Here is a 25,108-nt window from a genome sequence, read left to right as displayed (position 1 = left end):
GCCTGAAAAAGATGTATAAACACGTAATTATTACAGGTGGTTCTAGTGGTATTGGTAAAGCGATCGCCACTCTGCTGATTAAATCTGGTGCGAATGTCTGCATTATTTCCCGTAACCAAACTAAGCTCAACTCTACTCAAGCAGAACTCGAAACCTTAAAAATCCACCCCGAACAGCAAATATTAGCCATTTCCGCAGATGTATCTCAATGGGAACAAACCCAAAAAGCGATCGCCACAGCCATAGCTGAGTTAGGTGTACCAGATTTATTGATCGCCTCTGCTGGTATTGCCCATCCAGGATATTTTACAGAGTTAGAAGTTGCCATTTTTGAAGAAACAATGGCAATTAATTATTTTGGCACTCTTTACTGTATCAAAGCTGCTTTACCCGCCATGCTTCAACAGCAAAAAGGCCATATTGTCATCATTTCTTCAGGAGCAGGACTAATTGGTTTGTATGGCTATACACCATATAGCCCTAGTAAATTTGCGGTACGGGGATTAGCTGAATCATTGCGGGGTGAACTCAAAACCGCAGGTTTGCACATTTCTATAGTTTACCCACCAGATACCGATACACCCCAATTAGCAGCCGAAAATCAAACTAAACCACCCGAAACCAAACTAATTACACAATCAGCCCAAATTATGACAGCAGAGAAAGTGGCAATTGAGATTTTACAAGGAATCACCCGCAAAGCTTTTGCAATTACACCAGGACTAGAAATGTCTCTTTTGATGCGGCTACACAGTCTTTTTGCTCCCCTACTGCAATGGTATTTTGATAGTCTTGTCAGGAAAACACGCCACAATAAGAAACTACAAATTAATAACGAAATCAATTTTTATAGATGATCGGGATCAATATTTAATTCTCGCAACCTAGCGGCTAGTCGTTCCACACGTTGCTTTTCCTGTTCCGCACGCTGCTTCTCTTGTGCCGCCAATTCTTCTGGTGTCGGCACTAACTGCCCTTGTGCCGTAAAATAACGTAGTTGATTCTCTTGCACGCCTAAGTATAAATTTAACTGCTGACTCCATAACCAACCTTGGGGGTTCGGTTCTATGGCTTGATAATTCCCGTCTACTAAATGAAACCCTGCAAATTCTAAAGTATATGGATCGAACCAAACATACTCTGGTGTGCGAAATGTGTCTTGATAGATTTGTTTTTTTAAGCCTTTGTCTGTGGCTTTTGTAGATGACGATAGCAATTCGACAATGATATTCGGATACTTTCCGTCTTCTTGCCAAATCACCCAACTTTTCCGGGGTTTACGTTCGCATCCTAGCACGACAAAAAAGTCTGGGCCGCGAAATTCTTCTGATTTAAGTTGACGTTGACTGTAGTAGATTGTCAAATTTCCTGCCGCATAAAAGTCATTGCGGTTTTGCCACCACAATTCTAAGCATTGTAATAACAAAATAATCTGGCGTAGATGTAAATCGCTTTCCAATGGTGGTTCGTCACTGTAGATATCTCCTGGTGGAAATATTATATCTGTTGCTGATTCTAATTCTTGGGCAGGTGACATGACTTGATTGGGGCTAGGGGTGAGTTAAGTAGAAGGCAGAGGGCAGAAGGTAAAATGCTGTTTTCGTCTGCTTTCAGTGAAGTTGCCATTTTACATTTAATTATAGTTATTGCGATCGCTCTGTATTCAAAACTGTATTTGTTAGTCTGCCTTGTGGCATGAGTTTTCCACAAGTTTTAAGGTTGACACGCTACTACGTAGATTATAGTTTTTAACGTTAGCTGAACTGTATTGAATTATGAGTTATGAAAAAACCTTTTCAGTGCATATTTTTACTCTCAATGCAGGTGGGGGACATTACGCCACTTTAAAAGCTTTAAATGCGATCGCCGAACAACAAAAACGACCTTGGCACATTACAGTTACAGATATTGGTCAATTAACTGACTTGTTAGATCCCTACAAAAAGCTGTTTGGGGTAAATGCCAATGAAATGTATAACGATATGCTCAGTATGGATTGGACATGGTTTCATCCAGTGAGTATGTTTCTCGACAAGTTTTTTATTAACTTGTTGTACCCGCAAGCAGTCAAATTGGGAGAACAGCACTGGAATCAACAAAAAGCAATTGATTTAGTAATTTCTTTAGTTCCTCTACACAATCGAGCTATTTGGGAGAGCTTGCAACGAGTTAAACCCGGCACACTAATGGCGACAATTTTAACCGACTTTGCAGATTGTCCGCCCCATTTTTGGATCGAACCAAAAACCAAGAGTTATTTTATCTGCGGTACAGAACGAGCCACTAACCAAGCCCGTGCTTTAAGTGTATCAAAAGAGTATATTGTTCAAACTTCTGGATTAATTGTTCATCCCCGATTTTATCAACCAATTTCTAGCGATCGCCCTACCGAAAGACAGCGTTTAGGATTAGATCCAAATAAAATTACAGCGATCGTCTCATTTGGGGCTAAAGGTTGTGCAACCATACTAGATATAGCCCGCGATTTAGAGCGTATTAGTGACAAAGTGCAAGTAATTTTTCTCTGCGGTACTAATAAAAAACTGGCACAAGCATTACAAGAGCGTCCAACTCAGTTAAAGCAGCATATCCAAGGTTTTACCGAAGACGTACCAGATTTTATGAATCTAGCTGATTTTTTAATTGGTAAACCAGGTTCTATTAGTATCAGTGAAGCGATCATCATGAATTTACCTATGATTGTAGATCGTAATTATTCAACACTTATTAATGAAAAATATAATGCTGACTGGATTTTAGAGAAACAAGTTGGGATGGTAATTAAAAGTTTTAAGCAAATTGTTCCAGCCGTTGAAGAACTCTTAAAACCTGAAAATTGGCTGCGTTACAAAGCGAATGTTACAGCTATTCAGAACCGGGCTGTATTTGAGGTTCCTGATGTTTTGCAAGGTATTCTTGACAGATAAAATTCAAACTCTGCGTACCTTGGCGCTAACCTCCGCGTACCTTTGCGTTGAAAAAAGCTTATCTCACGTAGAGGCGCAGAGAGGAATCAAGATTGTAGTATAAATAGGTGAAAAGTGCTGTAATTTTATTGCAAGAATATTCTGCGTAATTTTTCCCGTTGTTCTGCAAATGTCGAGGGATAATTTTTGAGTACTGCTTCAATTCGTTGTTGATAAAAAATTTTTTCTTCTAGTAAATGCTTTAATTTTATCTGCAAATCCTGCTGGTTTCTAAAGCATTCACCCAATTGATATTTTTCTACAAAACTAATCGCTCCTCGGTCATTAGCTGCTGCTTGTCGGGGAAGCAGTAACGGCGTGTGAGCAAGCAAAGCCTCCAATAAAACACCTGCTGAAGGACGAGCTAAAATTACATCTACAGCAGACATCCATTCATGGAGATTATCTACATAACCAAGCGATCGCACTTGAGAATTTTGGTTTTTTTCAGCTATTTGCTCAATCTTTACACGCAGATTTTCATCTCGACCGCAAGCCACTATTATCACTAAAGAAGTCAGAGAAAAACCTTGTAAATATTTCAAATATTTTGTGCAAAAGTTACCGCCAAAACTCCCACTAATAATGAGAATACAGGAATCTACTGGGGATAATTCCAAGCGATCGCGGAGTTGTTTTTGCTCTCTAGTTGTAAAGTGTTTTGCTTCACGTAGGGGGCCAATTACCTGACAAGGAGCTTGGTTTTGGGGTTGGTAATCTTGATTGATATTTCGATAAATTCGATTTTGCGGATAGCAAAGTACAAAATCATAAAAGCATTTACTAATAAATCGAATCTGCTCTAAGATTTTGCTATAACGGGTTAATTCATGAGACCAATAAGTGAGTTGAAACGGAAAACTTTGTATAGCATTGGCTGTTTCTGGAAAATAACAAATATGGATGGCATTGGTCGAAACTAAATCTATAAAAACAGACAAATCTGTAATTACGAGAAAAAAAGGAATTTGTTTTTCTTTAGCCCAACTACCTAAGCATTTCCCAGCAGTATCGGCGGTACAAATCAGAATATCTGGCGCAATCTTATCCAAAGTCTGGTGCATGGCTGTAACTGAACTAACCTCGCCGATGGGCAATAAAATCAAGCGCATTAGATAATTTATTAATCCATCTGCCAGCCCAATTAAATTATGTCTAATGAAAAAATTCCAGGCGCTAACCCATGTTTTAGTTAAGAATTCACTTAATGGATCTTGCAGTAATTCTGTGATGGTATATCTGAGAGTTTCAATGTTAGCATCCTGTAAAATTTGCTCGGCCAGGATATTAGCCATGACTTCATGACCCATCCCTGACCTTTCGTAAACAATCAAAATTTTAGTTTTGGCATCAGACATGGAATTTTAGTATGAGAAGGCAGAAGGAAATATTTCTCTATAAAAAATTATGTTTCTTGCATTTCTGGCAAATTAGTCAAATCAGTAGGATCTAATCGCTCAGAAACTGGACAATACCATTGTTCAACCAATGCTAATTTACCCGTCAAAAACAAATCTCGACAGCGACGACGTTGTACTTTACCGCTTGTGGTTTTGGGGAGAGTGGCAGGTTTGATGAGAGCGATCGCATAAACTTCCACCAAATGCTGCATAATCATAGCTTGGCGAATCGCAGCAATGATATCTGCTATCTGCTCAGAATTTAACTTGCGCAGAGCATGACGATCTACCTCTTGAGCGATTACCAGTCTCTCCTCTCCTTCAACATCTACAGAAAAAGCAGCACTAGCATTAGCTGATAAAGCTGGATGGCTCTTTTCTGAAGTCTCTTCCAAAATTTGAGGATAGAAGTTGCGCCCCCAAAAAATCATCATGTCTTTGAGGCGACCGGTAATAAACAGTTGGTTATCATGAATAAAACCTAAATCTCCAGTTCTTAAAAAGGGGCCTTCACCACTATCTGCCAAGTAACCCTGGAAAGTTCGCTTAGTTTCTTCAGGTCGATGCCAATAACTGCTACTCAGTCCCAAACCTTGCACCCAAATTTCCCCTACACCATCAGACAAACAAGGAGTTAGAGTTTGGGGATTGACAATAATTACCCGATTTCCCGGCCAAGCACAGCCACAACTCACCACCGCCCGCGCTCCAGCTTGCCCTTTTGCTACCATTACCACGCGATTTTGTTGTAAAGCTTGCTCATCTACAAACTGAACGGTTGATGTTTTGTTGACTACACCGCCAGAAATCACTAAAGTTGCTTCCGCCATCCCATAAGATAGATAAAATGCTTCTCGCCGAAAGCCATAAGGTGCAAACTTTTCTGTAAAGCGTTCCAGAGTTTCAGGTCGTATTGGTTCAGCTCCATTCCCTGCAATTTGCCAATTACTTAAATCGAGGTCGGTGATTTCTTCTGGGTTAACCCTGTGTACGCAAATATCATAAGCAAAATTAGGGCCGCCACTGATTGTGGCTTTGTAGGTTGAAACCGCCTTCAGCCAACGAGAGGGATTTTGAAACACAGCGATTGGTGACATGAAAGCTGCAAAAGCTCCAGCATAAATCGTTTGCATCACACCAGCGACTAACCCCATATCATGAGTTAAAGGCAACCAACCCACTCCGCGAAAGTCCAGAGTCGGAAATGTTTGCTGAAAATTGGCGCAGTTTTGTAACACATTACCGTGAGTAATTACCACTGCTTTCGGAGTTCCCGTTGAGCCAGAGGTGTACTGAAAATAGGCGATCGCATCACGTTCAATCTTTGGTTCCTGCCAGTTTGCGGCATTAGCTAACAAAACTCGATCTGTAGCAATCCAAGACAGGTTTTTGCTGTCGGGTAATTGAGCCTGCCATGAATCCTGTAACTTATTTATCATTGCCGCAGAAGTCAGAGCTACATCCACTTGGCACTCTTGGACGCGAAAGCTAAAATCTGCCCATTCTTCGGCGTTTTGTGGTGGTCTTGTGGGTATGGCAATTACCCCTGCGTAGAAGCAGCCAAACAGAGCCGCAATAAATTCTAAACAGGCATTGAAAGGATAAACCAACAAGATGCGATCGCCAACAGAAGTTACAGACTGGAGACTAGCAGCAATAGCACGAGCCTGCTCGTCGAGATTTTGATATGTTAGACAACCAAACTCAATTTCCCCATCCTTAAGAAAAGTGAAAGCGCGATCGTGGGATTGTCTTTGAGCGCGATCGGCAAGGAGATCAACTAGAGATTTCAACGAAGAGGATAACACTTTACGTAACTTTTATACTAAGTGCAGGCAAAATAATGATAGTGCATCCTCATGCAAAAAGGCAGGTTAGCATTTTAACTACCTAATCTCCCTCATCTTCCCTGTATGTTGATTAATGTTGCATAGATAACAGTTACTTTGATGGCAGCGTTGGTGATTACCGCGAAGTCGAAGTAGTCGAAGTGTCAAAAGTCAAAAGAAGAAAATTGAGTGCTGGTAAATTTTCTGGCTTTTTGAGTTATGCGAATTAAATGTGGAGCAGTTTGCAAGGCGCAAGAAATTGGGTAGTGTGCAACTATGTTTCTGTACTAGCAATTTGGTTGATTAGCTTACGGATGTTGGTCATAACTTAGCTATTTTTACGCATAATTACACAAGACTTTTATTAATTTAAAGTATATAAAAGACATATTGATTTCTGATAGCAATTAGACAACTATTTCCAAATAGTAAAACAATATTTTTGCGTTTTGTATATATCGAACTATGCTTGTTATCTATTGCTTTATCTTTCTAAGTAAAAATCATGACTACAGAAATACAACAAATATCAGAGGCTCGAAAAAAGCTAGCAACTGCTTACCGTGCAGTTTACGCAATAGGAGTTCTAAGTCTTTTTCTCAGCATACTGTTCTTGATTGCTGGCAATCGATTTCCTGATTATCTGGTCTTGGTAATTGGCTTTTTATTTTTCGGTATACTCTATCTGGTTTTAGGTTTTTTTGTCCAACGTAAATCCAAAATTGCATTAAGTATTGCAGTAGGATTGATGTCGCTAAATGCATTAACTGGCATTTACAATATGATTCAAACCGGGAAACCGTTTGGCTTAATTGTTCCCATGATATTTTTAGGTCAGACTATAGAAGCATTTAAAGCAATAGAAGTATTAAAAAGTAAATCTTGACTTTTTATGCACAATAATGAAAAAACGAACCACATAGACGCTTTATACCAATTCTCTATGAACTTGCACTTAATGAGTACCAACTTCTTCCTTTGCGTCCTTTGTGTTCTTTGTGGTTAGTTTTTTAATATTAAGTGCATCTTTAAGGAGAATTGGTATTAGCAACTTCCCGCAGGGTAGGACGCAAAGGACACAAAGGCATAAGAGAGTTGTAGAGAGATTTTGCAGCAGTGCGATCGCTCAATTTCTGATTTTGTCTAAGGTTCAGATTGGGTATAGTATTTTTCTCTCCTTGTAGTGATTAAAGAGGAGTAATATAGCAACTTATCAGGTGTTTGCATTTCAACGGACAATACACCCTGCCTTCACGGTACTACCTATGACGCAGTTGAGGCCAGATTAGCAGACTATTGAGAATTAATATTAGAGATGTGGACGATAAGGTGGCAATGCCTGCACCTACAATCCCAAAAAATTTAGTTAAAACTAGTAACAACGGCAAATAAACTCCCAAAATGGCGATCGCATTTACTCGCAAAGGAAAACTAGGCTTGCCGATCGCATAAAAGGCGGGTTCTAAGGCACAATTTCCCATTGTGAAAATTTCTGCCGCCACTAAAAGTACTAAAATTCCATAAGCTGAAATAAATGTCTCGCCAAAGGCAAACTTCAGAACGATTCGACCTAAGCAGACGCTAATTATAAAAATTAGCACTCCAATACTGATGGCGATCGCAGTTGATTTCAGTAGCAAAGTTGCGAACAAGCGCCGTTTTTCCTGACTTTCTAACCGAGCCAATTCTGGATAGATAGATTGAGTCAAAATCTGAGCTATCTCCTTAAGCGGAGTAGACAACTCATAGCTTACCTGGAATAGTCCCGCGGCTGAGGGAGTAGCGAAAATTCCCACTACTAAGGGGCTGGCTTGTCGCATTACCATTGGCAGAGAAGAATCGAAGTTAGAGACAATGCAAAATTTCAACAAGCCAGGATGGTTTTGACTCAAGTTCATTAAAGACCAATTTATATTCTTGAGCAGATTTCTTTTCCAGGCTTCTCGCCAACCAACTAAAAACAATAGTAACCCTCCAGATGCCTGAGCAAGGAACCAAACTAGAAGATATCCCCACAGGGGAGCATTAAGGATGGTAGCTACCATCGCTCCCAACATAGAAATCAAGGTAGGAATGGTTATTTGGAAGGCTAACAAATCGAAGCGATTGTAAAGCTGTAATAAACCTTTCGGTGTGGCTGTGCTGGTAAACAGAATTATTAAGCTACACCACTGCACTTGAGTAATTATTGCCTGATTCCATCCTATATAGGAACTTATATAGGGGGCAATGATAACTGCGATCGCTAAACCAACTACCACCCCAATCAGATCGAGTAGGGTAGTAAACTTCAAAAGTTGTTGCAAAGCAATTTGATTGTTTCGTTCCAGACAAATAGTGCCGTAACGAATCACTGCTTGAGAAGATTGAAAGGTGGTTAAATCTGCAATTATTTGAATGTAGGTTTGGATGAGAACTAGCGTGCCGAAGCCTGTAGCACCGAGGTGATGAGTAACTATACTCAAATAACCTAAACTGGTTAATCCAGTCATCACCCGTCCTCCCAGCAGCCAAGTAGCATTTTTAATAGCTCTACTGAGGAAAATACTGTCGGCAAGCCATCGCTTCATCATTGCAAACTAGATATAGGTGAGCAATTACAAATCTGATATCTTGCACCATACGAGTGAGAGAGCCAGAGGCTCTATTTTTCGTTACCAGGTTGAACCTGGTAACGAGGATTTGTGGGCTGCTGCCTCCAGGCTGTTCAGACTGGTGCAAGATATAGCTGAGAAATTACAAACCAATATAGCTAATTTAAAGTTTAAAATTATACATGATTTTTTTTAGAAGAGTCCCCTTAGCCTGGCTGCAACTAACTCGCTACAAGTTACGCCTTGTTGTAGCGATTTTAGGTATTGCTTTTGCCGCAATTCTAATTTTTATGCAATTGGCCTTTTTAGATTCTCTCTATGAGAGCCAAACAGCACTACATACTCGTCTGGTGGCAGATTTGGTTTTAATTAACTCTCAAATGAAGACTTTGGCTAACACTACAGATTTCCCTCGGCAATATTTGTATCGCACGCTCAATTTCAGCGAAGTTGAATCTGTTAACTATGTGTATCACGGGCAGAATTCTTTTAAGTATGGCAATGTCAGTGGAGGAAAAGGAATTATTATCCTGGGTATTAATCCAGAAAATAGCCCTTTTAAAATTGCCAATTTCAATCGAGTTGCTCATTTGTTAAAGGCTAGGGGTGTTGTTGTATTTGATCGCAACTCTGATTTAAAAGAATATGGCAGTATCTTAGAGGATATAAAATCAGGAGAACCAATTGCAGCAGAAGTAGGCGATCGCCAAGTTTGGATTAACGGTTTAGTTAATTTTGCTGGTGCTTCCTTTGCCGATGATGGTAATTTAATTACCAGCAGTATGACTTTTAATTATTTGTTTCCTCACCGTTCTGCAAACAACATTACTATCGGGTTGGTAAATCTTAAGCCTGGTGTCAATAGAAAAGCGATCGCTAAAAAAATCAGCGCTCTACTGCCCGCGAGTGTGCGGGTGATGACAAAGCAAGAATTTATTAAATATGAAAAACATTATTGGGCTACCAGCGCGCCCATTGGATTTGTATTTAGTATGGGAGTCTTTGTTGGTTTTCTTGTCGGGGTGATTATTGTCTATCAAATTCTCTATGGCGAAGTCTCAGACCATTTACCAGATTACGCTGTTCTCAAAGCCAGAGGCTATAAACATCGTTATTTTTTAAATATTTTGTTTCAGGAAGCACTGATTTTAGCAGTCTTAGGTTATATTCCTGGACTGATAACTTCTCTAGGATTGTATGCAATTGTCAATGATGCCACGGCTTTGCCCATGAATATGACATTTCCACGAGCATTATTAGTACTTTTACTCACAATAATTATGTGCTTTACCTCCGGTGCTATTACTATGAATAAGCTGAGAGATGCCAATCCTGCTGATTTGTTTTAACAGTTAACAGTTATCAGTTAGCAGTTATAAATTTCATCGCTGGGGTTGAAGTTCCCCTACAGCTTTAAGACTTTTCACTATTCACTGTTTTTAATAATTAATTTCTAAATATTGTGTCTGCTCAAACAGTTATTTCTATCCAAAATCTAAATTATTTTTTTGGAGAAGATTCTCTCCAAAAGCAAGTTTTATTTGACATTAATCTGGCAGTTAAAGCGAAAGAATTCTTGATTTTGACCGGGCCTTCAGGTTCGGGTAAAAGCACATTGCTCAGTTTAATTGGTTGTCTGCGTTCTGTTCAACAAGGAAGTCTAAAGATTTTAGGACAGGAACTTAATGGTGCTACTAGAGAGCAATTAGTCCAAATGCGTCGGAATTTTGGTTATATTACCCAATCAAGTAATTTATTAGATTTCTTAACAGTTCAACAGAATATTCAAATGTCATTGGAACTGCAACCGGGCTTTTCCCCGAAAGCAGCTCGTGCTAAAACAGCAGCTATATTAGAGTCCGTAGGATTGAGCGAGAAACTGGATGCTTATCCGAAAAATCTTTCTGGGGGGCAGCGACAACGAGTAGCGATCGCTAGTGCTTTGGTAACTCAACCTAAGTTGGTACTCGCCGATGAACCTACAGCAGCTCTTGATAAGACAGCAGGGCGCAATGTGGTAGCCCTAATGCACCGATTAGCCAAAGAACATAACAGTGCTGTTCTCATGGTGACTCACGATAATCGCATACTTGATTTGGCAGATCGGATTGTTCATGTTGAAGATGGTAAATTGGGTTTAGCTTTAAACCAAGAGCTTTCGCTGGTGTTACCTGGTTTTAATGAAGCTTCGCTAGAAAAAGCTACTACTACACCAACAGTTTTGACTTACCAATCAGAAGAAATCATTGTTCACCAGGGTGAGCCAGCCAGTAAGTTTTATATCATTCTGGAAGGGGAAGTTGAAATTATTCAAGAATTTGCCGATCAACCCCCTCGCCTTTTAAATCATCTCAGTCGTGGAGATTACTTTGGTGAAGTCGGTTTGCTGCGAGGTGGACAACGTACAGCTACAGTACGTGTTGCTAAAAACTCAGAAGTCAAAGTGATGGTGATTGAGGAAGAATTGTTCCAGCTTTTGTTGACTAACTCGGAATTAACTAATGCAGATATTGTTCGTCGCTTGCATCAGCGCGTGATGACAAATCATCTTTCAAAAGCCTTACCTAAAGTCGATCCATTTCAGATTGTAGCAATTGCCTCTCAAGCTAAAGTAATTAAATACAAAGCCAATTCAATTATTGTTCAAAAAGGTGAACTCGCCGATCAAATCTACTTGATATTAGAGGGAGAAGCTGAAGTATTTGTGAGCGATCGCCGATCATCTAAGCTTAAATCAGGTGAATATTTTGGTAATGCACAGTTGATTGATGGGCAAAACTATCCTTTTACCGTTAAAGCCGCAGCCAATACTGATGTTGAAGTTATGGTAATTGATCGAGAAAGTTTCTGTAGTTTGATTTTAAAATCCAATACAAATCAGGATATCGTCGCTTCTGTACTACGGCATCAATTGATGAATTTTTGATTCGACAATGAGCGAGGTTATCACTCATGGCTATGGTAAACAGACAATTCCAAGCCCTGCCATCTGACGAATATGCTCGTCAAATGCAATCACTTCCATAATTTTCAGCCGATGAGCCATTACTAGAATAGAGCAATCAGTATAGCTCCAGGCTTTGTCATCATATTGGCAAAAGGCTTCCCATGTTGCAAAGTCATCAGCTTCAGATAGGGCAAGATAACGATGTTCTTCTCTCAAAAGATGTCCGATTTGAATTGAATGGTGAATTGAAACTCTCGCTCGAATCCAGGTTACGGTTTCATCAAATATAGTTGATAAAATTACCCAGCGAGTATGGGGATGCTGAAGAAAGTAATTTTTGACAGCTGAATGATGGCGTTCAGATTGAATGAAGAATGCAATCAGGGCAGAGGTGTCAACAATAATTTCGGTTGGCACTGGCTTCAATACAAAACGTCATCGATATGCTCGGCATAATTAGTGAGCGGCTTGCCCTGCTCATCTTGCCCAACAATATATTCGGCGGCGGGTAGGGACACTTGCAACGTACCACAAAGCTTCCAGGTGTGAGTCTGAGTAATATCATAGGGCTGTTGTGCTGAGATATATGCTTCAACAGCTTGCAAAATGATATTCTGCAATGGCTGTCCAGTTTCTTGCAGTTTGGACAGCAGTGAATCTGGAATTTCTACTGTTAGGGTAGCCATGAGCGAGGTTATGCGCCGGAATCTTTATGAATTCTATCTTACTGGCTATGGCTCATTTTTTCCAAAACAAAGCGATCGCTCCCATGAACCTGATAAAATAATTAATCTCACCGAACTTGAATTGATGCTCTTACTTGTAGCTTATTGAGAGTTCTCACCCGTTCGCTGTCATGGGGATGGAGGCGAATTTTCACTTTCACGATCCTCACATCTGCTTTGGCAGAGGGATCGTCATTAACAATTTCTGGACGATCAATTTGCAATCCAATGCGATCGACAACTCCTTTAATTTCTCCAGTGAATCCGCCATACTCGCTAACTATTGTTGCTTCCTGACCTATCTTCACGTATTGAATATCGCTTTCGTAAACTTCCGAGACAACATACATCTGCTGTGTCTGTCCAATGTCAACAATACCACCACTACCCACAACTTCACCGACTTTAGCGTTAATACTCAAGATTTGCCCTGCCACGGGTGCTTTTACATAGCTAGATTCCAAATCAACTTCTGCTTTTCGTAATTGAGACAAAGACTCATTCAATTCTGCTTTGGCTACTAAGATATCCGTTGGCTTAACATGATTAAGACTTGCCAGCGTTGCTTGAGATGCTTTCACACGTTCCTTGCCCGTGCTAACTTGTTCGCTCAGGTTTGCTTTTGCTTCTTGCAATCTTTGTTTCTCAATCTCTACTTGCAAACGTCTAGTTTCAGTGTCGGCGATGGAAACAGCTCCTTCTTGCAGCAAACTCTTGTATCGTTCATAGTCATTTTTGGCTTTGTGTAGTTCCACTTCTTGACGGGCAATCACAGCTTTTTGTATCTTGATGCCCTCAACTAATTGAGCTTCCATTTCTGCAACTTTCTTGCGTTGGGCTTCAATTTGTCCAAACTCCTCCCCTGCCTGCACTTGGGCTAAACGCGATCGCGCCACATTCACTTTCGCTTTGGCATTTTCTACAACCGCTTGATACTGATTCAAGTTGTCCATAATTGCAATGATTTCGCCTGCTCTAATGCGATCGCCTTCGTTCACAAGCAGTTTTGCCAGACGCTGGTTAGAGACTGGAGCAGACAGATGAATAATATCTCCTTGAGGTTCTAAGCGTCCTAAAGCTGTGACACGATTTATAGTCTGTTTATGACTTGAGGAGTCTTGTTGGGTGTTCTGGTTGATGCTTAAGTATCTACGTGAATTAAGAGCAACAATAATACTAATAATAACAACAATAGATAAAATTGAACCGATCAATTTCATGTTCAGTATCAATTTAGCTTGCCTGGGTTCAATTTTGGTCATTATCTTTACTAATTAAATATTTGATTACAAAATGTTGATTTTAGAGAACGCGATGCTATTTGTAAAAGAGCGAATATTTTAATTTTTTTTAATAATTAAACTGCTAGGAAGAAATATTTAATACTTCTTGAACATCCTCTTACATCGTTTTCATCAGAAATTTCCAGTTAAAATCCTGAACTTGCCTCATACAATTTTTAACTTGAGTAAATATCAGACATGACGTGCAACCTTTTTTATTAGTATTCCCAAAAAAGAAAATACCTTATACATCGCCTTTGTATAGCAATGGAGAAATATTTGGTTACTGAGGCTGGAAGGCAAGTGGATAGTTTTTATTAGGCTTTCACAGCGATCGCTTTCGTACCCCGTGTCAGTTGATCGATCCAGCCAACATATTCTGTTTGCACGCTTACAAATCCAGCCGCCCTCATCCACTCATCTACACTTTCTGCGGCATAGGCTTTTGAATAAGGTTCTTTGAAGATTTTGATCAGCCAGTTAGCATGACGAAGCCTTTTTTGATTCCCATCTAGAACTATTACTTGTCCTCCTGGTTTAATGAGACGGAAGCATTCTCGCAGAATTAATTGGGAAATTTTGGGTGGTGTTTCGTGCAACAAAAAGGAAACTGTCACTAAATCAAAAGCAACTTCTTCTAAACCAGTATTCTCGGCTAGCCCATGCTGCCACTGGATATTTAGCCCTGCTTGCCGTGCTTTGTAATCTGCTACGACTAGCATATAGGGGGACAAGTCCAATCCGATCGCTACTGCTTGGGGAAAAGCTTGCTTTAACATTAATGTTGTCGAACCTGTACCGCAACCGAGATCGAGAATCTTAGTGGGCTGACACTCAATTGCTGCAATTAACTGCTGGCGAATCCAAGCTTCATTTGGTGGTGAAGCAAATGCTGCTACTGGATCGTAGGTTATAGCTGCAACCCTATTTAGGTAGCCGTTTTCAATACCGTGAAAATTCTGACTGCTGTAGTAGTGTGGATAAACTAGCTCTGGTTTTCGGAAGCGATCGCTCTGGTGCTGCCAATCAATAGTTTCGTAGAATAGCAGTCTGTCCTCTCCAATCAAGAGGCGAACAATCGACTTTAACAAAAGCTTCCCCATCAAATTCTGAGTTATTGACACAGCAACTTCATCCCGTTACAAGCTTTCGTCGGAAAAGAAATTTATGATAGAAGAATTTTTAACTGAGCAGGAACTTAAAGAAAAGTAGTTATATTTATATACAGGCGTAATATTCAATTATTACCTCGAACAGATGTTGATAGATCATGAAAAGATTACCGTATTAAGTAACCATCTATTAATCAAAAAACAGTGCATAAAATTTCAAACCAGAGTATCCAACAGTCTATTCAGCACTCATTGTTAGCACAGAAGCACGGTGATTTAGTATTTACTTGTGGAAAATCTCTGCAAAAACACGAAAATCAAACAATACAAGAATATGGTTCTTTTATTGAAGAATATAGTCAAATTATACAGCAATACGCCCAGGAATCGCTAATGTATTCCCAGCTATTAATATATGCTCAAAACTCAACCATGATATACTCAAAAGCTGTAGAGGCGCACGCAAAAGCAGCAAAAGCATATGGCATGGCAATGAGAATGTACAAACAGGTAGTTGAGATGATAATTAAAGGGGTGTGAAAAACATTTCTCTTGGTAATAGCAATGTCGAAATTACAACCTACTCAATTGAGTTCTGCTAATACTGGATTGAACCTAAAGTTTATCAAGCAAAATTTTTCTACTTTGATAAAAGTTATATCTATATTTCTCATTGCAAGTGCTATAGGGTTGGAACTTGGGAATATTTATATCTTAATTACCAATAGCAAACTACCAAGCAGCCTGAATCCCATTTTTTGGATAGAGCGTTTTGCCGTTACTATCCATTTTCTTGAGGCAATCATAGCAGCTTTTTTTGCACCTTCCAGAAAAAAGATGCCCGTACAATATGGCATTTATACTTTTTTTGTGGGCACAGTTGGTTTGTTAGAACTGTTTCAAGAAGAATTTAGAACTAAGTAGAAGGTAGAGGAGGCAGTAGACGCGTAGCGGATAGAAGTAGGTAGGTAAAATACTGGTTCCGTCTGCTGTTTAGAAGATGACATTTTACATTTAATTATGTCCACCTACTTAAGAGGAAAATTAGAGAACATTGCTCAAGTTCTTTGCAGTCCATTTTTATACATCTGTATACTTCTTTTCAAGAAAAATCGCTAAATTCTAGTCTCACTTCTGCTAAATAATTGTCAGAATTTAAATAATAACGACGGAAAATATGCTGCTTGTAATTCAGATTGTTGTCTGCGTTATTTTAGTGATTTTTGTGGGTACTTGGCTTTCGCAGAGTGCCGATATTCTTGCTGAAAAGACGGGTTTAGGGCGTAGTTGGGTAGGCGCAATTTTGCTGGCTGGTGCAACTTCCTTGCCAGAGTTGGCAGTTGGGATCAGCGCTGTCGTTGTATTTAATGCTCCGGATTTAGCAGCGGGCGGTATCTTTGGCAGTTGTTTGTTTAACTTGTTTATTTTGGCACTGTTAGATATTTTTACCGGGCCGAGTCCATTGTTGCAACGGGCACAGATCAGCCATGCCTTAGCCGCAGGTTTGGGATCTATACTACTAGGTGTTGCAGCAGCCGGAATCTTACTAGCTCAAAGCAACAACAATTTGATTTTTGGTTGGGTTGGTAGTCCGAGTATTGTGCTAATCGTGCTATATCTAGTCAGTGCAAGAATTATCGCCCGATTTGAATTGCGACGCCGCACAGAAGTACTGGAACGAGAAGTAGTTCAATACGAACACATTAAGCGCCAGCAGGCATTTTTGATTTTTGCTACTCTTTCAGTGGCAATTGTGGTATTGGGAGTGTGGCTGGCATCATTGGGCGATCGCGTTGCCACAGTTACGGGATTGGGACAAAGTTTTATTGGAGCATTATTACTGGCAGCAACAACTTCATTACCAGAAGTCGTCGCCGGATTGGCAGCGATTCGACTTAATGCTGTAGATCTAGCAGTTTCTAATGTTTTTGGCTCAAATATTTTTAATATGGCAATTTTGGGCGTCTACGATTTGGCATACTTCCGAGGAAATTTATGGTCGAATGTCAGTTCTGTGCATATTTTTACTGCTGTTGTCGCGATGATGATGACTTCTGTGGCAATTGTTGGGTTAATTTACCGTGCTGCCCGCCCGTCAAGATTGTACATTACTTGGGATGGGTTGGCACTAATTTTGCTGTATATTAGCGGGATGTATATTATTTATCGCAGTTAACGCGACTCTAACTTAGCTACTCGCTCCTCTAATGTGTTAACTTGTTGCTTCAATTCCACTACTAAAGTTGCCAGTCTATCAAACATTTTGTCTCGTTCTTGTTGGGAAAGATTTCGCCTAGAAGGCTGTGTCTGGCGTGGAGTTAATGTTGTGGTTGGAGAGGGAGCACGGGGTTGCCCTCGCTGAGATTGCAACTGATTTACTTGTGCCTCTAAACGACGAAAGTCTGCTTCCAAATTACTAAGGCGAGATTCCACTTGCTGTGATGCGGCAGGGTGCGACAATAAACTCCCCCAGATAATTATTGCTGTCAACACGCCGACAAATATTAATGCCCCTATTTTTCTCATTACTAACTCCAATAATGAGTTAAGAAGATTGAATTCCTAACTCATTATTCTTAAATTCTGGAAAAACCCTGGGGTGGAATGGCACACTTGAGCAAATAACTGTGTATTCCACCCTCAATCTAATTATCAGGTTGCAAATTTGCAAACAACCTCTGCCAATCGATAGAATTAGCGTTATTTTCTCCCTCTTTCACTTCCAAAGTAACGTTACGCGCTTGTGGTTCTTTTAACACTTGCACGCAGATTTCTGCCACATCCTCACGACTGATTTTTCCTCTGATATTATCGCCTTGCTCAAAGGTTAACTCTTTGCCTCCTGATTCCTCAGTTAATGCACACGGTCTGATAATTGTATAGGGAATGCCACTTGCTCTTAAACTATCTTCGCCCTTTAATTTCCATGTTAGAATTCCTCCTAATTGGTCATTTAATCTCACAGCTGGTGGTTCTTCATCTAAATTAATTCCCACACGTCCAGGGCGAGTAACACCTGCGGAACTGACAAGGATAAATTGAGGTACAGATGTGCCTCCATAGGCTTTAATTGATTCTATTTGCAGGGTAAAACCACCAGGTGAAAACTTTGGATTTAATGCTCCATCGTATTCAAACTTGCTCAACATTAATTGAAAGGAGGAAATTTTACTAGCATCAATTGGTGGACAATCTTTTAAAGTTTTAGCCCGAAAGACAGGAATCAAATCAGCAAAGGGAATACGAATATCCATCCAGGTATTTGCTTCGGTGTCGAAAGAATAGCTGTAGCCAACACCATCCCATCTTTCATCAGTACGCAGAAAGAATTTATAGCGCTGTCCATCTCCTTTCAGACGCAATTCTATACCTTTGTAACCAGATAAATTAAAGGGTGGAGAGAAATTTTTAGTTCTTACAGAAGCAAATCCTCCAGAGTTGGCAGTAGAAACATTGCCAGCAAATAAAGCTGTTCCTTCTACCAATTGAATATTACTTTCGCTCACACCACCCATGACAACATCATCAACTGCACCCCAAATATTTTTTATTTCTGTAGATGGATTAGTAAAATCAAATAATACTTTTTCGCCTGTTTTTGGCAAATATTTTGCTGCCGCTTCTACCAAATTTTTCACACCTTGATATTCCACATTTTCTGGGGTGTCGCCCACTATTTCTGGTTGGTAAAATTTGACGCCTTGATAGTATTTAGCCCGTTCAGGCGTATCTCCTTCTACGGGTTGTACCCGTACTGCCGTACAACAAACTACAGCTTGGATGTTAGCCATTACTAGGGGTGTCAAAGTTTCTGGCTTAGTGATATCTCCAACTACTAAATCAACATTATCGCCAAGTATTGAGCGTGCCTTGTCAATATCACGGACAAGCGATCGCACTCTATAACCTCGTTCAACTAATCGCCGCACGACGCGCTTACCGACACCACCCGTTGCACCTGCTACTAGTATTACACCCACTTGTTTTGCTCCATCTGGTTTGTCTTGATTATTCTTGGCACTGCCTTGAAATAACTCTTGTATCCAGTTGAGGAAAGGTATAACCTCAAAGTAGGTAAGAGTTTGGATAAATCTACCTAAGTCCCATTGTGAGCGATTTTTGTCAGTCATAATTGTATTTTTCCCTGCTCCCCGTTCCCTGTCCCCTTTTATTGTAGATTTTTACTTCGCAAACGGAGACTTTCAAAAGTGTAGTAAATAGCAGGTATAGCCAGGAGTATTAAATTAAATTGTGTCAACTCTTTGTTATACCACCGATTTTGAAATAGCAAAATTGAACCGGAGATAAAAAATACTATGATTAACACAATATCTTGACGTCGAAAGAGTTGGGGGCGCGTAAAAGGTAAAGCGCATAAACTAATTGCTGCGATGATTAAAATAACGCCAATTAAATTGAGTGGATTGTTAAACATATCTAATACAAAAAGGTGTGATAAGAGGTATAAATTAAAGATTCACAATTCTGTTTTTCATCTTCATACCTAGTCCCTAGCCTCCAGTCCCTAGACCCTTTATTTATTTTTTTATTCCGCGTAAACGAATACATTCTGCTGCTGAAAAAATACCTGCTCCTGCTAGTAAGAATTGGCTGATTGGTATTTCTTGACTTCCATAAGACCGATATTCTTGAAATAAAAGCAAGATACCGCAAAGGCAAAATACAACAGCGAAAACAGCATCATAATCCCGCGCTAGCCTTGGATAAGAAGAACGGAGAAAAAATAAGCCAACTCCAAAAGCTGCAAGACCAATACCTAATAAAACAATCCAGGTAGCTGCTTTAAATAAAAATAATCCTGCCGCACCAACAAAAGGTAAAAATCTAGCTACAGACAGAGTTTGGTTTATCCAAGCTGGTGACGTGATTTGAGGTGAATTTGGGGAACTATCTGTAGCACTAGAAGGAGATAATGGCGATGATTGGGAGTAGGTGTTAGCAAACTGCGGTGCGGTTGATTGTGTATATACATCAGGAGTAGATGGTTGCGTTGCTGGTAGGGGATAAAGCAATTGCTGGAGATCTTGCAATATTTCTGTGGCAGATTGATAGCGATCGCGCCAGTGATAGCGGATCATCTTCTGTACAACAGCTGCTAATCTAGGGGAAATCTGGGCTTGATTTGGCCAGATAATTTCTCCAGTTTGAGGATGTTCCTGTAATTGAGTTGGTAACATTCCCGTCAAAGCTTGGATAGCAATCATCCCAACAGCATAAATATCACTGTTTGGGCGTGGTTTGCCTTGAGCTTGTTCTGCGCTCATATAACCAGGAGTACCAATTGCCACAGTCGCAGTCATTTGGCTGGGAGATGCAGCTAGTTGGGAACGCATTTGTTTAACCGCACCAAAATCAATTAAAACCAACTTGCCGTCAGAGTCGCGTCTAATCAAATTATCGGGTTTGATATCACGATGAATCACACCGTAGCCGTGAACAAACTCCAAAACACCCAAAACATCTTGTAACATTTGGATGACTTGACTTTCCGCCCAAGGTTGCCCAACTCGCATTTCCGCACTGAGTGGATGTCCAACAATTAACTCTTGCACCAAGCAAAATTCTTCGCTTTCTTCAAAATAAGCCAAAAGACGGGGTATTTGGTCGTGATTGCCCAATTGTTCCAGTATTTCTGCTTCACTATTAAACAAGCGCCTAGCAGTTTGTAGGTAATATGGATCGGAACTGCTGGGCTTCAATACCTTCAGAACACACTTGGGGTTGCCTGGGCGGCGGGTGTCTTCAGCGATATAAGTTTCACCAAATCCTCCAGCACTCAGAACTTGGATAACTTTGTAACGACTGTCTAGTAGCTTTCCTAACATGGTGTGGCTGTGCAAGTGTTTTTATTAATCTTGCCACACGATGATAAAACGTTTGTTAGCGTAAGTGTGCTAGTGTAATTTAAGTTTAAGTGTTAATTATTAATCGTAATTAACTATAAACCAGTACCCAGTCTCCATTATCAGCCCTAAACTTATAGGCAAGTTGAACAACTCAAGGCTGGTAAAATATGCTTCAGTTTCAACCTCCAGGCTTTGGACATAAAGTCATCAACTCCTCACTTGGGTCGATAGTTTACTATACCCAAACAACAGAACCGTGGTGTATTGCTGAGACTGAAGATTTACCACCGCTCATTTTTCTTCACTGCTTTGGTGGTGGTTCTTCTGCTTATGAATGGTCAAAAGTTTATCCTGCTTTTGCCGTCACACACCGCATCTTAGCACCAGATTTAATTGGTTGGGGAGATTCTGCTCATCCGGTGCGAGACTATCAAATTAGCGATTATTTGACAACCATCACAGAATTTATTAGGCACACTTGTTCTCCACCAGTAACGGTGGTAGCATCTTCCCTGACAGCGGCTTTTATGATTCGCCTCGCTGTTGCCCAACCTTTTTTATTCAAAGCCCTGTATTTAGTTTGTCCCTCTGGTTTTGATGACTTTGGGCAAGGTGCGGGGCGCAGGCTTCCCCTCCAGGTAATCAACACACCCTTACTGGATAATTTGATTTATGCCCTCGGTGCTGAGAATGAATTAGCAGTCAATAACTTTTTGCAAAGTTTTCTGTTTGCCAAGCCTGATCGAGTTTCCCCAGAGATGGTAGAGGCTTATTTATTCTCTGCCCAACAGCCAAATGCCAAGTTTGCGGCATTAGCATTTTTGCGGGGTGATCTCTACTTTGATTTAAGCTTGTATATTCAGCAACTTACTATACCTACAGTAATCTTCTGGGGCGAGAAAGCCCAATTTACCAATGTGAAGCTAGGAAGGCGGCTGGCAAAATTAAATCCAACTGCAATTCGAGATTTTCATGCGATCGCAGATACGGGAGTGCTGCCACATTTAGAAATGCCAGAAGCTGTAATTGGCTTATTGCAACGCTATTTAGGAAGCGATACCAAATCCGGTTAAATTTTAGTCCGCGCAGGCGGAGTATGTTTGTTTAGCCGCGACTTCCAGTCGCCAGGCGAATAGAGTGGTTGCCAAGACCAATTTCGGATGAAAACAATAAAGTTGAGTAATGATGAAATTATTGCCTAAACATCGCCCAAGCCAAAAACCTCTCGGTATAGTATAACGCTAGTTGATTGCTGACACCATTAAAAACAGCATCAAAAGCGTGTTCTGCCCAAGGTATTTCTAACAAAATTGCGGTGTTCCCAGATTTATGTAAACGTTCATACATTTGTCTGCCAAATCGTACTTGTACTAAATGGTCGCGACTGCCGTAAATTAATAGAGTTGGAGGTACAGGACGTGTTGCATAATTGATTGGCGAAGCAATTTGATATTGATTGGGAAATTCTTGTGGCGAACCACCAATAAATGTTTTTAAAACAGCGCGAGTATTAATCGGATCTGGAAAAGGCGGTTCATTATATCCTTCAATTAAATTAACAGGCCCGTAATAGTTAACCACAGCCCGAATTGGAGGTGCATCTGGTTGGTACGCTGCTAGCATTGCCAGGTGTGCGCCAGCAGAACGTCCTAACAATACCATACGTTCTGGATCTGCTTCATATTCTGCGGCGTATTGCCGAATAAAATTGATGGCTGTAAGCACATCCTCTAGCTGTGCTGGAAATCGATGCTCAGGTGCGTGTCGATAATCAATCGCAAATACAGTATATCCACGAGCTGCCATATATTGATTAAACTCAGAATTAGCGCGAGGATTACCACTTTGCCAAGCTCCGCCATACATTACTATAAGTGCAGGGTATTTCCCCACCTTTGGAGGTTGGTAAATTTCCATTTTTAAGGGCACTCCCTGGGGAGTAGCAAAAAGAATATCTGATTTGTGGCGTATTTTACTGAGTGGAATACCTCGAAAAGTATTAACTAGCATAAAGGGATAAGGTTGCATATTTGCGCTGACTTTGAGGGGAACTTGCTTGAGATAATCCGCACCTAAACCTTGTTCCATTGCTTTTGTCATCTGCATCTGAGTTATTGGAATATTTATTAGTACCCAGCTACAAATTAATAAGCCAAGCAAGCTGAAAATAAAAGCTAAACGCTTGAGTTGATGACGACGAATGTAGAAAAAAGCAAACACCAAAGATACTAAATTTAATATAAATAACCACGGGCTAACTTCTGGCGCTCCTACTCCTAGCACGAGTAAAGACATATTCGGAGCAGGAACAATAATCCAAGCACTGAGAAATAGTCCTGAAACACTCAACACTAATATCAGAAATGATAAAAATAATTTAGGTTTAGAAAACATAATCATGTGAAAATAAAACAGTAGATGCACGTATGGATCGGTGCTTGCCAGGAAATAACTTTCAAAGGCTGCAAAGCTAAAGTCAGTTAAAACTAACTGCAAATCTTACCTAGTCAGTTTTAACTGACTTAAACTATAAGCCTGGTACTTCAGTACCAGGCATTTTAGGGGCGAGGCGCAAGATATGAATTTATACATTATCCCTTGCAGATTTTATGATGTTGCCGGAAATGATATCCAAATCTAACGATAGAATTTCCAAACTTTATATAAAACCCTCATTCCTTGTGGAAGCGTTGCAGTAAATTGCGTGCCGTTTGTAGCAGTAAAGACTCTATTTGTTCAGCTCTTTGTCGTTCTTGTTCAGCCCGTTGTCGTTCTTGATCGGCTCTTTGTCTTTCCTTTTCGGCTCTTTGCCCTTCCCGATATGCAATTTCATCTGTTGTAGGCAGCAATTCTCCTTGTAATGTTGCCCAGCGCAACCAAGTTGCATGAATTCCTTTATAGCTTCCTTGCCACAACTGCAATGCCAACCTTAAACAGCTACTAATTAATTGATTGTCTTCATTTAATACCAAAGGTTGGTAAAGCCCACCACTGAGAGAGAAACCAGCCCAATCATCAGGATTAAAAGGATCAAACCAAAAATATTCTGTAACGCGGAGTTGGTTTTGATAAATCAGCTTTTTCTCACTCTTATCGATTGAGGCAGTATTCTCAGATAATAATTCAATCACTACATCTGGTGCTTTGCCTTCTTCCCATACCACCCAACTGCGACGTTCTCCTTTTGGTACTCCTAAAACCGCAAAAAAATCTGGCCCTTTAAAGTTGAGACTGTGCAGTATAGAATCGCTGATATAGACGGCTTTGTCAATTTGTATATGTTCTTTTTCTGGCTTTGCATAAGGTAGTAATGGGCGCGAGGGCATCTCTGTTGTAGCAACTGCCATTTTGTGCCGCACTTGCGCCATATTGTAGTAGACATACATATTGCCACCTACAAACCCATCCTCTCTTTCTTCCAGCCAAGGCATTAAGACATCAATCAGCAAATCCATTTGCAACCTATGCCGTTGGCTTTCCATTTGCTTACCATCATCGTAGGGTAGTTCTGTCTGAGTTGGGGGTAATGGCACATACGGTTCAGTAGGGGTATTTTCTAACATGGCTGCTCACCTGTTGCCGCACCTTGACAGACATTGTACTTATGTTAGTTGATTAGACGCACTAGGCAACTTTTTCATTGCTAGGGCAGGTTACTGAAGAGTATTCTCAACGGCAGTCTTCTCTTGTTTGGAAATGTCTACGGTAAACAGTTGGGGGAACAAAAGCCCAGAACGCTTTTTATATTCATCAAAATCAGGATAGCGAGATAGAGATTTGTCTTTCTTGAGCATATTGGGAATAAAAACTGTGCTGATAAATACTCCAAGAATCGCGAATGGCAGCCAGTGTTGAGTCAGCATGGCAAAAGCGGTATAAATAAATATTTCTCCCAAATAATTTGTATTGCGACAACGAGCAAATAATCCTTCGGTAATTAGTCCCGGTTGGTACTTAAGAGTGTAATATTTTTGAGCATCGCTAGCAAAGTGTAGAAAAACACCAAAAATATTCAAAGAAATGGCTGCTGCTACTAATGGTAGTGGTGGTATATTGCCACTACTAATGAGAATAAAAGGTGCTATCCAATATAAGTTCACTAGAGTAAATATAAAAATACCTTGTAAGATAGAAACTTCTTGCTCCCACTTTTTGTCTGGAAACAGACTATCTTTTAGTAGCCAAAGAAAACCGTAAGTACTGTGAAGTGCTAAATATACCCAAGCCCCAAGAGTAAAGTTTTGGTAGACTAACATAAGTCCCAAGATAAAGAAGAAAGTTAGCCCTTTGCTGAGATTGATAGCGTGTTTTGCTTTCATGATTTGACTTGAAAGAAGATTTAGGGTTAACTGACATTATCACTAACTATTCGCAACAATTGCAAC

At 40.2% G+C, this 25,108-nt stretch carries 24 protein-coding genes and 1 pseudogene; 10 read left to right on the top strand and 15 right to left on the bottom strand.

The window, feature by feature from the left end:
- Window positions 1–11: 11 nt before the first annotated feature.
- Window positions 12–857, top strand: a complete 846-nt coding sequence (locus UYC_RS0131420) for an SDR family oxidoreductase (protein WP_016878122.1) — start codon at window positions 12–14, stop codon at window positions 855–857.
- Here UYC_RS0131420 and UYC_RS0131415 read toward each other — a convergent pair.
- Complete coding sequence (locus tag UYC_RS0131415; protein ID WP_016878121.1) at window positions 848–1,537, bottom strand: Uma2 family endonuclease; 690 nt, start codon at window positions 1,535–1,537, stop codon at window positions 848–850. The two genes, UYC_RS0131420 and UYC_RS0131415, sit on opposite strands and share 10 nt — an antisense overlap.
- 238 nt (window positions 1,538–1,775) lie before the next feature.
- On the opposite strand from UYC_RS0131415, the gene UYC_RS0131410 reads away from it, so the two are divergent.
- Window positions 1,776–2,927 (top strand): glycosyltransferase, encoded by a 1,152-nt coding sequence (locus UYC_RS0131410; protein WP_016878120.1) that lies wholly within the window; start codon window positions 1,776–1,778, stop codon window positions 2,925–2,927.
- A gap of 125 nt (window positions 2,928–3,052) precedes the next feature.
- On the opposite strand, the gene UYC_RS0131405 is transcribed toward UYC_RS0131410, so the two are convergent.
- Together UYC_RS0131405 and UYC_RS35885 are read right to left on the bottom strand one after the other, a co-directional pair.
- Entirely contained in the window at window positions 3,053–4,324 is a 1,272-nt protein-coding gene (locus tag UYC_RS0131405) for a glycosyltransferase family protein (protein ID WP_016878119.1), read from the bottom strand.
- Window positions 4,325–4,371: 47 nt separating this feature from the next.
- Window positions 4,372–6,159 carry a fatty acyl-AMP ligase gene (locus UYC_RS35885; protein ID WP_016879797.1) on the bottom strand — a complete coding sequence of 596 codons (1,788 nt, stop codon included), beginning with the start codon at window positions 6,157–6,159 and terminating at the stop codon, window positions 4,372–4,374.
- A 541-nt stretch (window positions 6,160–6,700) separates the two neighbouring features.
- Here UYC_RS35885 and UYC_RS0131395 point away from each other — a divergent pair.
- Entirely contained in the window at window positions 6,701–7,081 is a 381-nt protein-coding gene (locus tag UYC_RS0131395) for a hypothetical protein (RefSeq protein WP_016878117.1), read from the top strand.
- A 373-nt stretch (window positions 7,082–7,454) separates the two neighbouring features.
- Here UYC_RS0131395 and UYC_RS0131390 read toward each other — a convergent pair whose 3' ends face one another.
- Window positions 7,455–8,768, bottom strand: coding sequence for a lipopolysaccharide biosynthesis protein (locus tag UYC_RS0131390; protein ID WP_235083145.1), 1,314 nt, complete (start codon window positions 8,766–8,768; stop codon window positions 7,455–7,457).
- 203 nt (window positions 8,769–8,971) lie between these two features.
- Here UYC_RS0131390 and devC point away from each other — a divergent pair, with 203 nt between their 5' ends.
- The 3 genes and pseudogenes from devC to UYC_RS40465 all read left to right on the top strand — a co-directional run bounded on the left by devC (window position 8,972) and on the right by UYC_RS40465 (window position 11,715).
- On the top strand, window positions 8,972–10,138 hold the full coding sequence (devC, locus tag UYC_RS0131380) for an ABC transporter permease DevC (RefSeq protein WP_016878114.1): 1,167 nt from the start codon (window positions 8,972–8,974) through the stop codon (window positions 10,136–10,138).
- A gap of 110 nt (window positions 10,139–10,248) precedes the next feature.
- Window positions 10,249–10,923, top strand: a pseudogene (locus UYC_RS40470) (ATP-binding cassette domain-containing protein); the annotation flags it as partial.
- Window positions 10,924–10,953: 30 nt separating this feature from the next.
- On the top strand, window positions 10,954–11,715 hold the full coding sequence (locus UYC_RS40465) for a cyclic nucleotide-binding domain-containing protein (protein WP_235083154.1): 762 nt from the start codon (window positions 10,954–10,956) through the stop codon (window positions 11,713–11,715).
- A 30-nt stretch (window positions 11,716–11,745) separates the two neighbouring features.
- Here the strand turns inward: UYC_RS40465 and UYC_RS0131370 are convergent, their stop codons facing one another.
- From UYC_RS0131370 to UYC_RS0131355, 4 genes are all read right to left on the bottom strand, one after another.
- Window positions 11,746–12,153, bottom strand: a complete 408-nt coding sequence (locus tag UYC_RS0131370; RefSeq protein WP_016879796.1) for a type II toxin-antitoxin system VapC family toxin — start codon at window positions 12,151–12,153, stop codon at window positions 11,746–11,748.
- A 5-nt stretch (window positions 12,154–12,158) separates the two neighbouring features.
- Window positions 12,159–12,422, bottom strand: coding sequence for a hypothetical protein (locus UYC_RS0131365; RefSeq protein WP_016878111.1), 264 nt, complete (start codon window positions 12,420–12,422; stop codon window positions 12,159–12,161).
- Window positions 12,423–12,529: 107 nt separating this feature from the next.
- Window positions 12,530–13,723, bottom strand: a complete 1,194-nt coding sequence (locus UYC_RS0131360) for an HlyD family efflux transporter periplasmic adaptor subunit (protein WP_016878110.1) — start codon at window positions 13,721–13,723, stop codon at window positions 12,530–12,532.
- A gap of 338 nt (window positions 13,724–14,061) precedes the next feature.
- Window positions 14,062–14,847 carry a class I SAM-dependent methyltransferase gene (locus tag UYC_RS0131355; RefSeq protein WP_016878109.1) on the bottom strand — a complete coding sequence of 262 codons (786 nt, stop codon included), beginning with the start codon at window positions 14,845–14,847 and terminating at the stop codon, window positions 14,062–14,064.
- A gap of 213 nt (window positions 14,848–15,060) precedes the next feature.
- Here UYC_RS0131355 and UYC_RS0131350 point away from each other — a divergent pair, with 213 nt between their 5' ends.
- The 3 genes from UYC_RS0131350 to UYC_RS0131340 all read left to right on the top strand — a co-directional run bounded on the left by UYC_RS0131350 (window position 15,061) and on the right by UYC_RS0131340 (window position 17,032).
- Window positions 15,061–15,396 (top strand): hypothetical protein, encoded by a 336-nt coding sequence (locus tag UYC_RS0131350; RefSeq protein WP_016878108.1) that lies wholly within the window; start codon window positions 15,061–15,063, stop codon window positions 15,394–15,396.
- 24 nt (window positions 15,397–15,420) lie between these two features.
- Window positions 15,421–15,780, top strand: a complete 360-nt coding sequence (locus UYC_RS0131345; protein ID WP_016878107.1) for a hypothetical protein — start codon at window positions 15,421–15,423, stop codon at window positions 15,778–15,780.
- Between the two features lie 253 nt (window positions 15,781–16,033).
- Complete coding sequence (locus UYC_RS0131340) at window positions 16,034–17,032, top strand: sodium:calcium antiporter (RefSeq protein WP_016878106.1); 999 nt, start codon at window positions 16,034–16,036, stop codon at window positions 17,030–17,032.
- On the opposite strand, the gene UYC_RS0131335 is transcribed toward UYC_RS0131340, so the two are convergent.
- The 4 genes from UYC_RS0131335 to UYC_RS0131320 all read right to left on the bottom strand — a co-directional run bounded on the left by UYC_RS0131335 (window position 17,029) and on the right by UYC_RS0131320 (window position 20,702).
- Window positions 17,029–17,382 (bottom strand): hypothetical protein, encoded by a 354-nt coding sequence (locus tag UYC_RS0131335; RefSeq protein WP_016878105.1) that lies wholly within the window; start codon window positions 17,380–17,382, stop codon window positions 17,029–17,031. The genes UYC_RS0131340 and UYC_RS0131335 overlap by 4 nt on opposite strands.
- Before the next feature lie 119 nt (window positions 17,383–17,501).
- Complete coding sequence (locus UYC_RS0131330; protein ID WP_016878104.1) at window positions 17,502–18,986, bottom strand: CIA30 family protein; 1,485 nt, start codon at window positions 18,984–18,986, stop codon at window positions 17,502–17,504.
- Between the two features lie 38 nt (window positions 18,987–19,024).
- Complete coding sequence (locus UYC_RS0131325) at window positions 19,025–19,291, bottom strand: Ycf66 family protein (protein ID WP_016878103.1); 267 nt, start codon at window positions 19,289–19,291, stop codon at window positions 19,025–19,027.
- Between the two features lie 103 nt (window positions 19,292–19,394).
- Entirely contained in the window at window positions 19,395–20,702 is a 1,308-nt protein-coding gene (locus tag UYC_RS0131320; protein WP_016878102.1) for a protein kinase domain-containing protein, read from the bottom strand.
- A gap of 188 nt (window positions 20,703–20,890) precedes the next feature.
- On the opposite strand from UYC_RS0131320, the gene UYC_RS0131315 reads away from it, so the two are divergent.
- The gene (locus UYC_RS0131315; protein WP_016878101.1) at window positions 20,891–21,796 is read left to right on the top strand and encodes an alpha/beta fold hydrolase; all 906 of its coding nucleotides are present in this window, start codon (window positions 20,891–20,893) and stop codon (window positions 21,794–21,796) included.
- 118 nt (window positions 21,797–21,914) lie between these two features.
- Here UYC_RS0131315 and UYC_RS0131310 read toward each other — a convergent pair whose 3' ends face one another.
- The 3 genes from UYC_RS0131310 to UYC_RS0131300 form a co-directional block, all read right to left on the bottom strand.
- Window positions 21,915–23,219, bottom strand: a complete 1,305-nt coding sequence (locus tag UYC_RS0131310; protein WP_016878100.1) for an alpha/beta hydrolase — start codon at window positions 23,217–23,219, stop codon at window positions 21,915–21,917.
- A 176-nt stretch (window positions 23,220–23,395) separates the two neighbouring features.
- Window positions 23,396–24,286 (bottom strand): Uma2 family endonuclease, encoded by an 891-nt coding sequence (locus UYC_RS0131305; protein WP_016878099.1) that lies wholly within the window; start codon window positions 24,284–24,286, stop codon window positions 23,396–23,398.
- A gap of 90 nt (window positions 24,287–24,376) precedes the next feature.
- Window positions 24,377–25,042 (bottom strand): methyltransferase family protein, encoded by a 666-nt coding sequence (locus tag UYC_RS0131300; protein ID WP_016878098.1) that lies wholly within the window; start codon window positions 25,040–25,042, stop codon window positions 24,377–24,379.
- Window positions 25,043–25,108 lie beyond the last annotated feature (66 nt).

This window comes from Chlorogloeopsis fritschii PCC 6912, from assembly GCF_000317285.1.
Lineage (GTDB): Bacteria > Cyanobacteriota > Cyanobacteriia > Cyanobacteriales > Nostocaceae > Chlorogloeopsis > Chlorogloeopsis fritschii.
Note: the sequence above shows the minus strand (reverse complement) of the source record. Positions and strands in the feature narration are given on the sequence as shown.

Bases quoted from the DNA above. Each gene is read 5' to 3' on its own strand.
- UYC_RS0131330 (WP_016878104.1), bottom strand. From the start codon at position 18,986: ATGACTGACAAAAATCGCTCACAATGGGACTTAGGTAGATTTATCCAA.
- UYC_RS0131415 (WP_016878121.1), bottom strand. From the start codon at position 1,537: ATGTCACCTGCCCAAGAATTAGAATCAGCAACAGATATAATATTTCCA.
- UYC_RS0131335 (WP_016878105.1), bottom strand. From the start codon at position 17,382: ATGAGAAAAATAGGGGCATTAATATTTGTCGGCGTGTTGACAGCAATA.
- UYC_RS0131420 (WP_016878122.1), top strand. From the start codon at position 12: ATGTATAAACACGTAATTATTACAGGTGGTTCTAGTGGTATTGGTAAA.
- UYC_RS0131360 (WP_016878110.1), bottom strand. From the start codon at position 13,723: ATGACCAAAATTGAACCCAGGCAAGCTAAATTGATACTGAACATGAAA.
- UYC_RS0131340 (WP_016878106.1), top strand. From the start codon at position 16,034: ATGCTGCTTGTAATTCAGATTGTTGTCTGCGTTATTTTAGTGATTTTT.
- UYC_RS0131390 (WP_235083145.1), bottom strand. From the start codon at position 8,768: ATGATGAAGCGATGGCTTGCCGACAGTATTTTCCTCAGTAGAGCTATT.
- UYC_RS0131305 (WP_016878099.1), bottom strand. From the start codon at position 24,286: ATGTTAGAAAATACCCCTACTGAACCGTATGTGCCATTACCCCCAACT.
- UYC_RS0131320 (WP_016878102.1), bottom strand. From the start codon at position 20,702: ATGTTAGGAAAGCTACTAGACAGTCGTTACAAAGTTATCCAAGTTCTG.
- UYC_RS0131355 (WP_016878109.1), bottom strand. From the start codon at position 14,847: ATGGGGAAGCTTTTGTTAAAGTCGATTGTTCGCCTCTTGATTGGAGAG.
- UYC_RS0131365 (WP_016878111.1), bottom strand. From the start codon at position 12,422: ATGGCTACCCTAACAGTAGAAATTCCAGATTCACTGCTGTCCAAACTG.
- UYC_RS0131395 (WP_016878117.1), top strand. From the start codon at position 6,701: ATGACTACAGAAATACAACAAATATCAGAGGCTCGAAAAAAGCTAGCA.
- UYC_RS0131410 (WP_016878120.1), top strand. From the start codon at position 1,776: ATGAGTTATGAAAAAACCTTTTCAGTGCATATTTTTACTCTCAATGCA.
- UYC_RS0131315 (WP_016878101.1), top strand. From the start codon at position 20,891: ATGCTTCAGTTTCAACCTCCAGGCTTTGGACATAAAGTCATCAACTCC.
- UYC_RS0131325 (WP_016878103.1), bottom strand. From the start codon at position 19,291: ATGTTTAACAATCCACTCAATTTAATTGGCGTTATTTTAATCATCGCA.
- UYC_RS0131405 (WP_016878119.1), bottom strand. From the start codon at position 4,324: ATGTCTGATGCCAAAACTAAAATTTTGATTGTTTACGAAAGGTCAGGG.
- devC (WP_016878114.1), top strand. From the start codon at position 8,972: ATGATTTTTTTTAGAAGAGTCCCCTTAGCCTGGCTGCAACTAACTCGC.
- UYC_RS0131345 (WP_016878107.1), top strand. From the start codon at position 15,421: ATGTCGAAATTACAACCTACTCAATTGAGTTCTGCTAATACTGGATTG.
- UYC_RS0131300 (WP_016878098.1), bottom strand. From the start codon at position 25,042: ATGAAAGCAAAACACGCTATCAATCTCAGCAAAGGGCTAACTTTCTTC.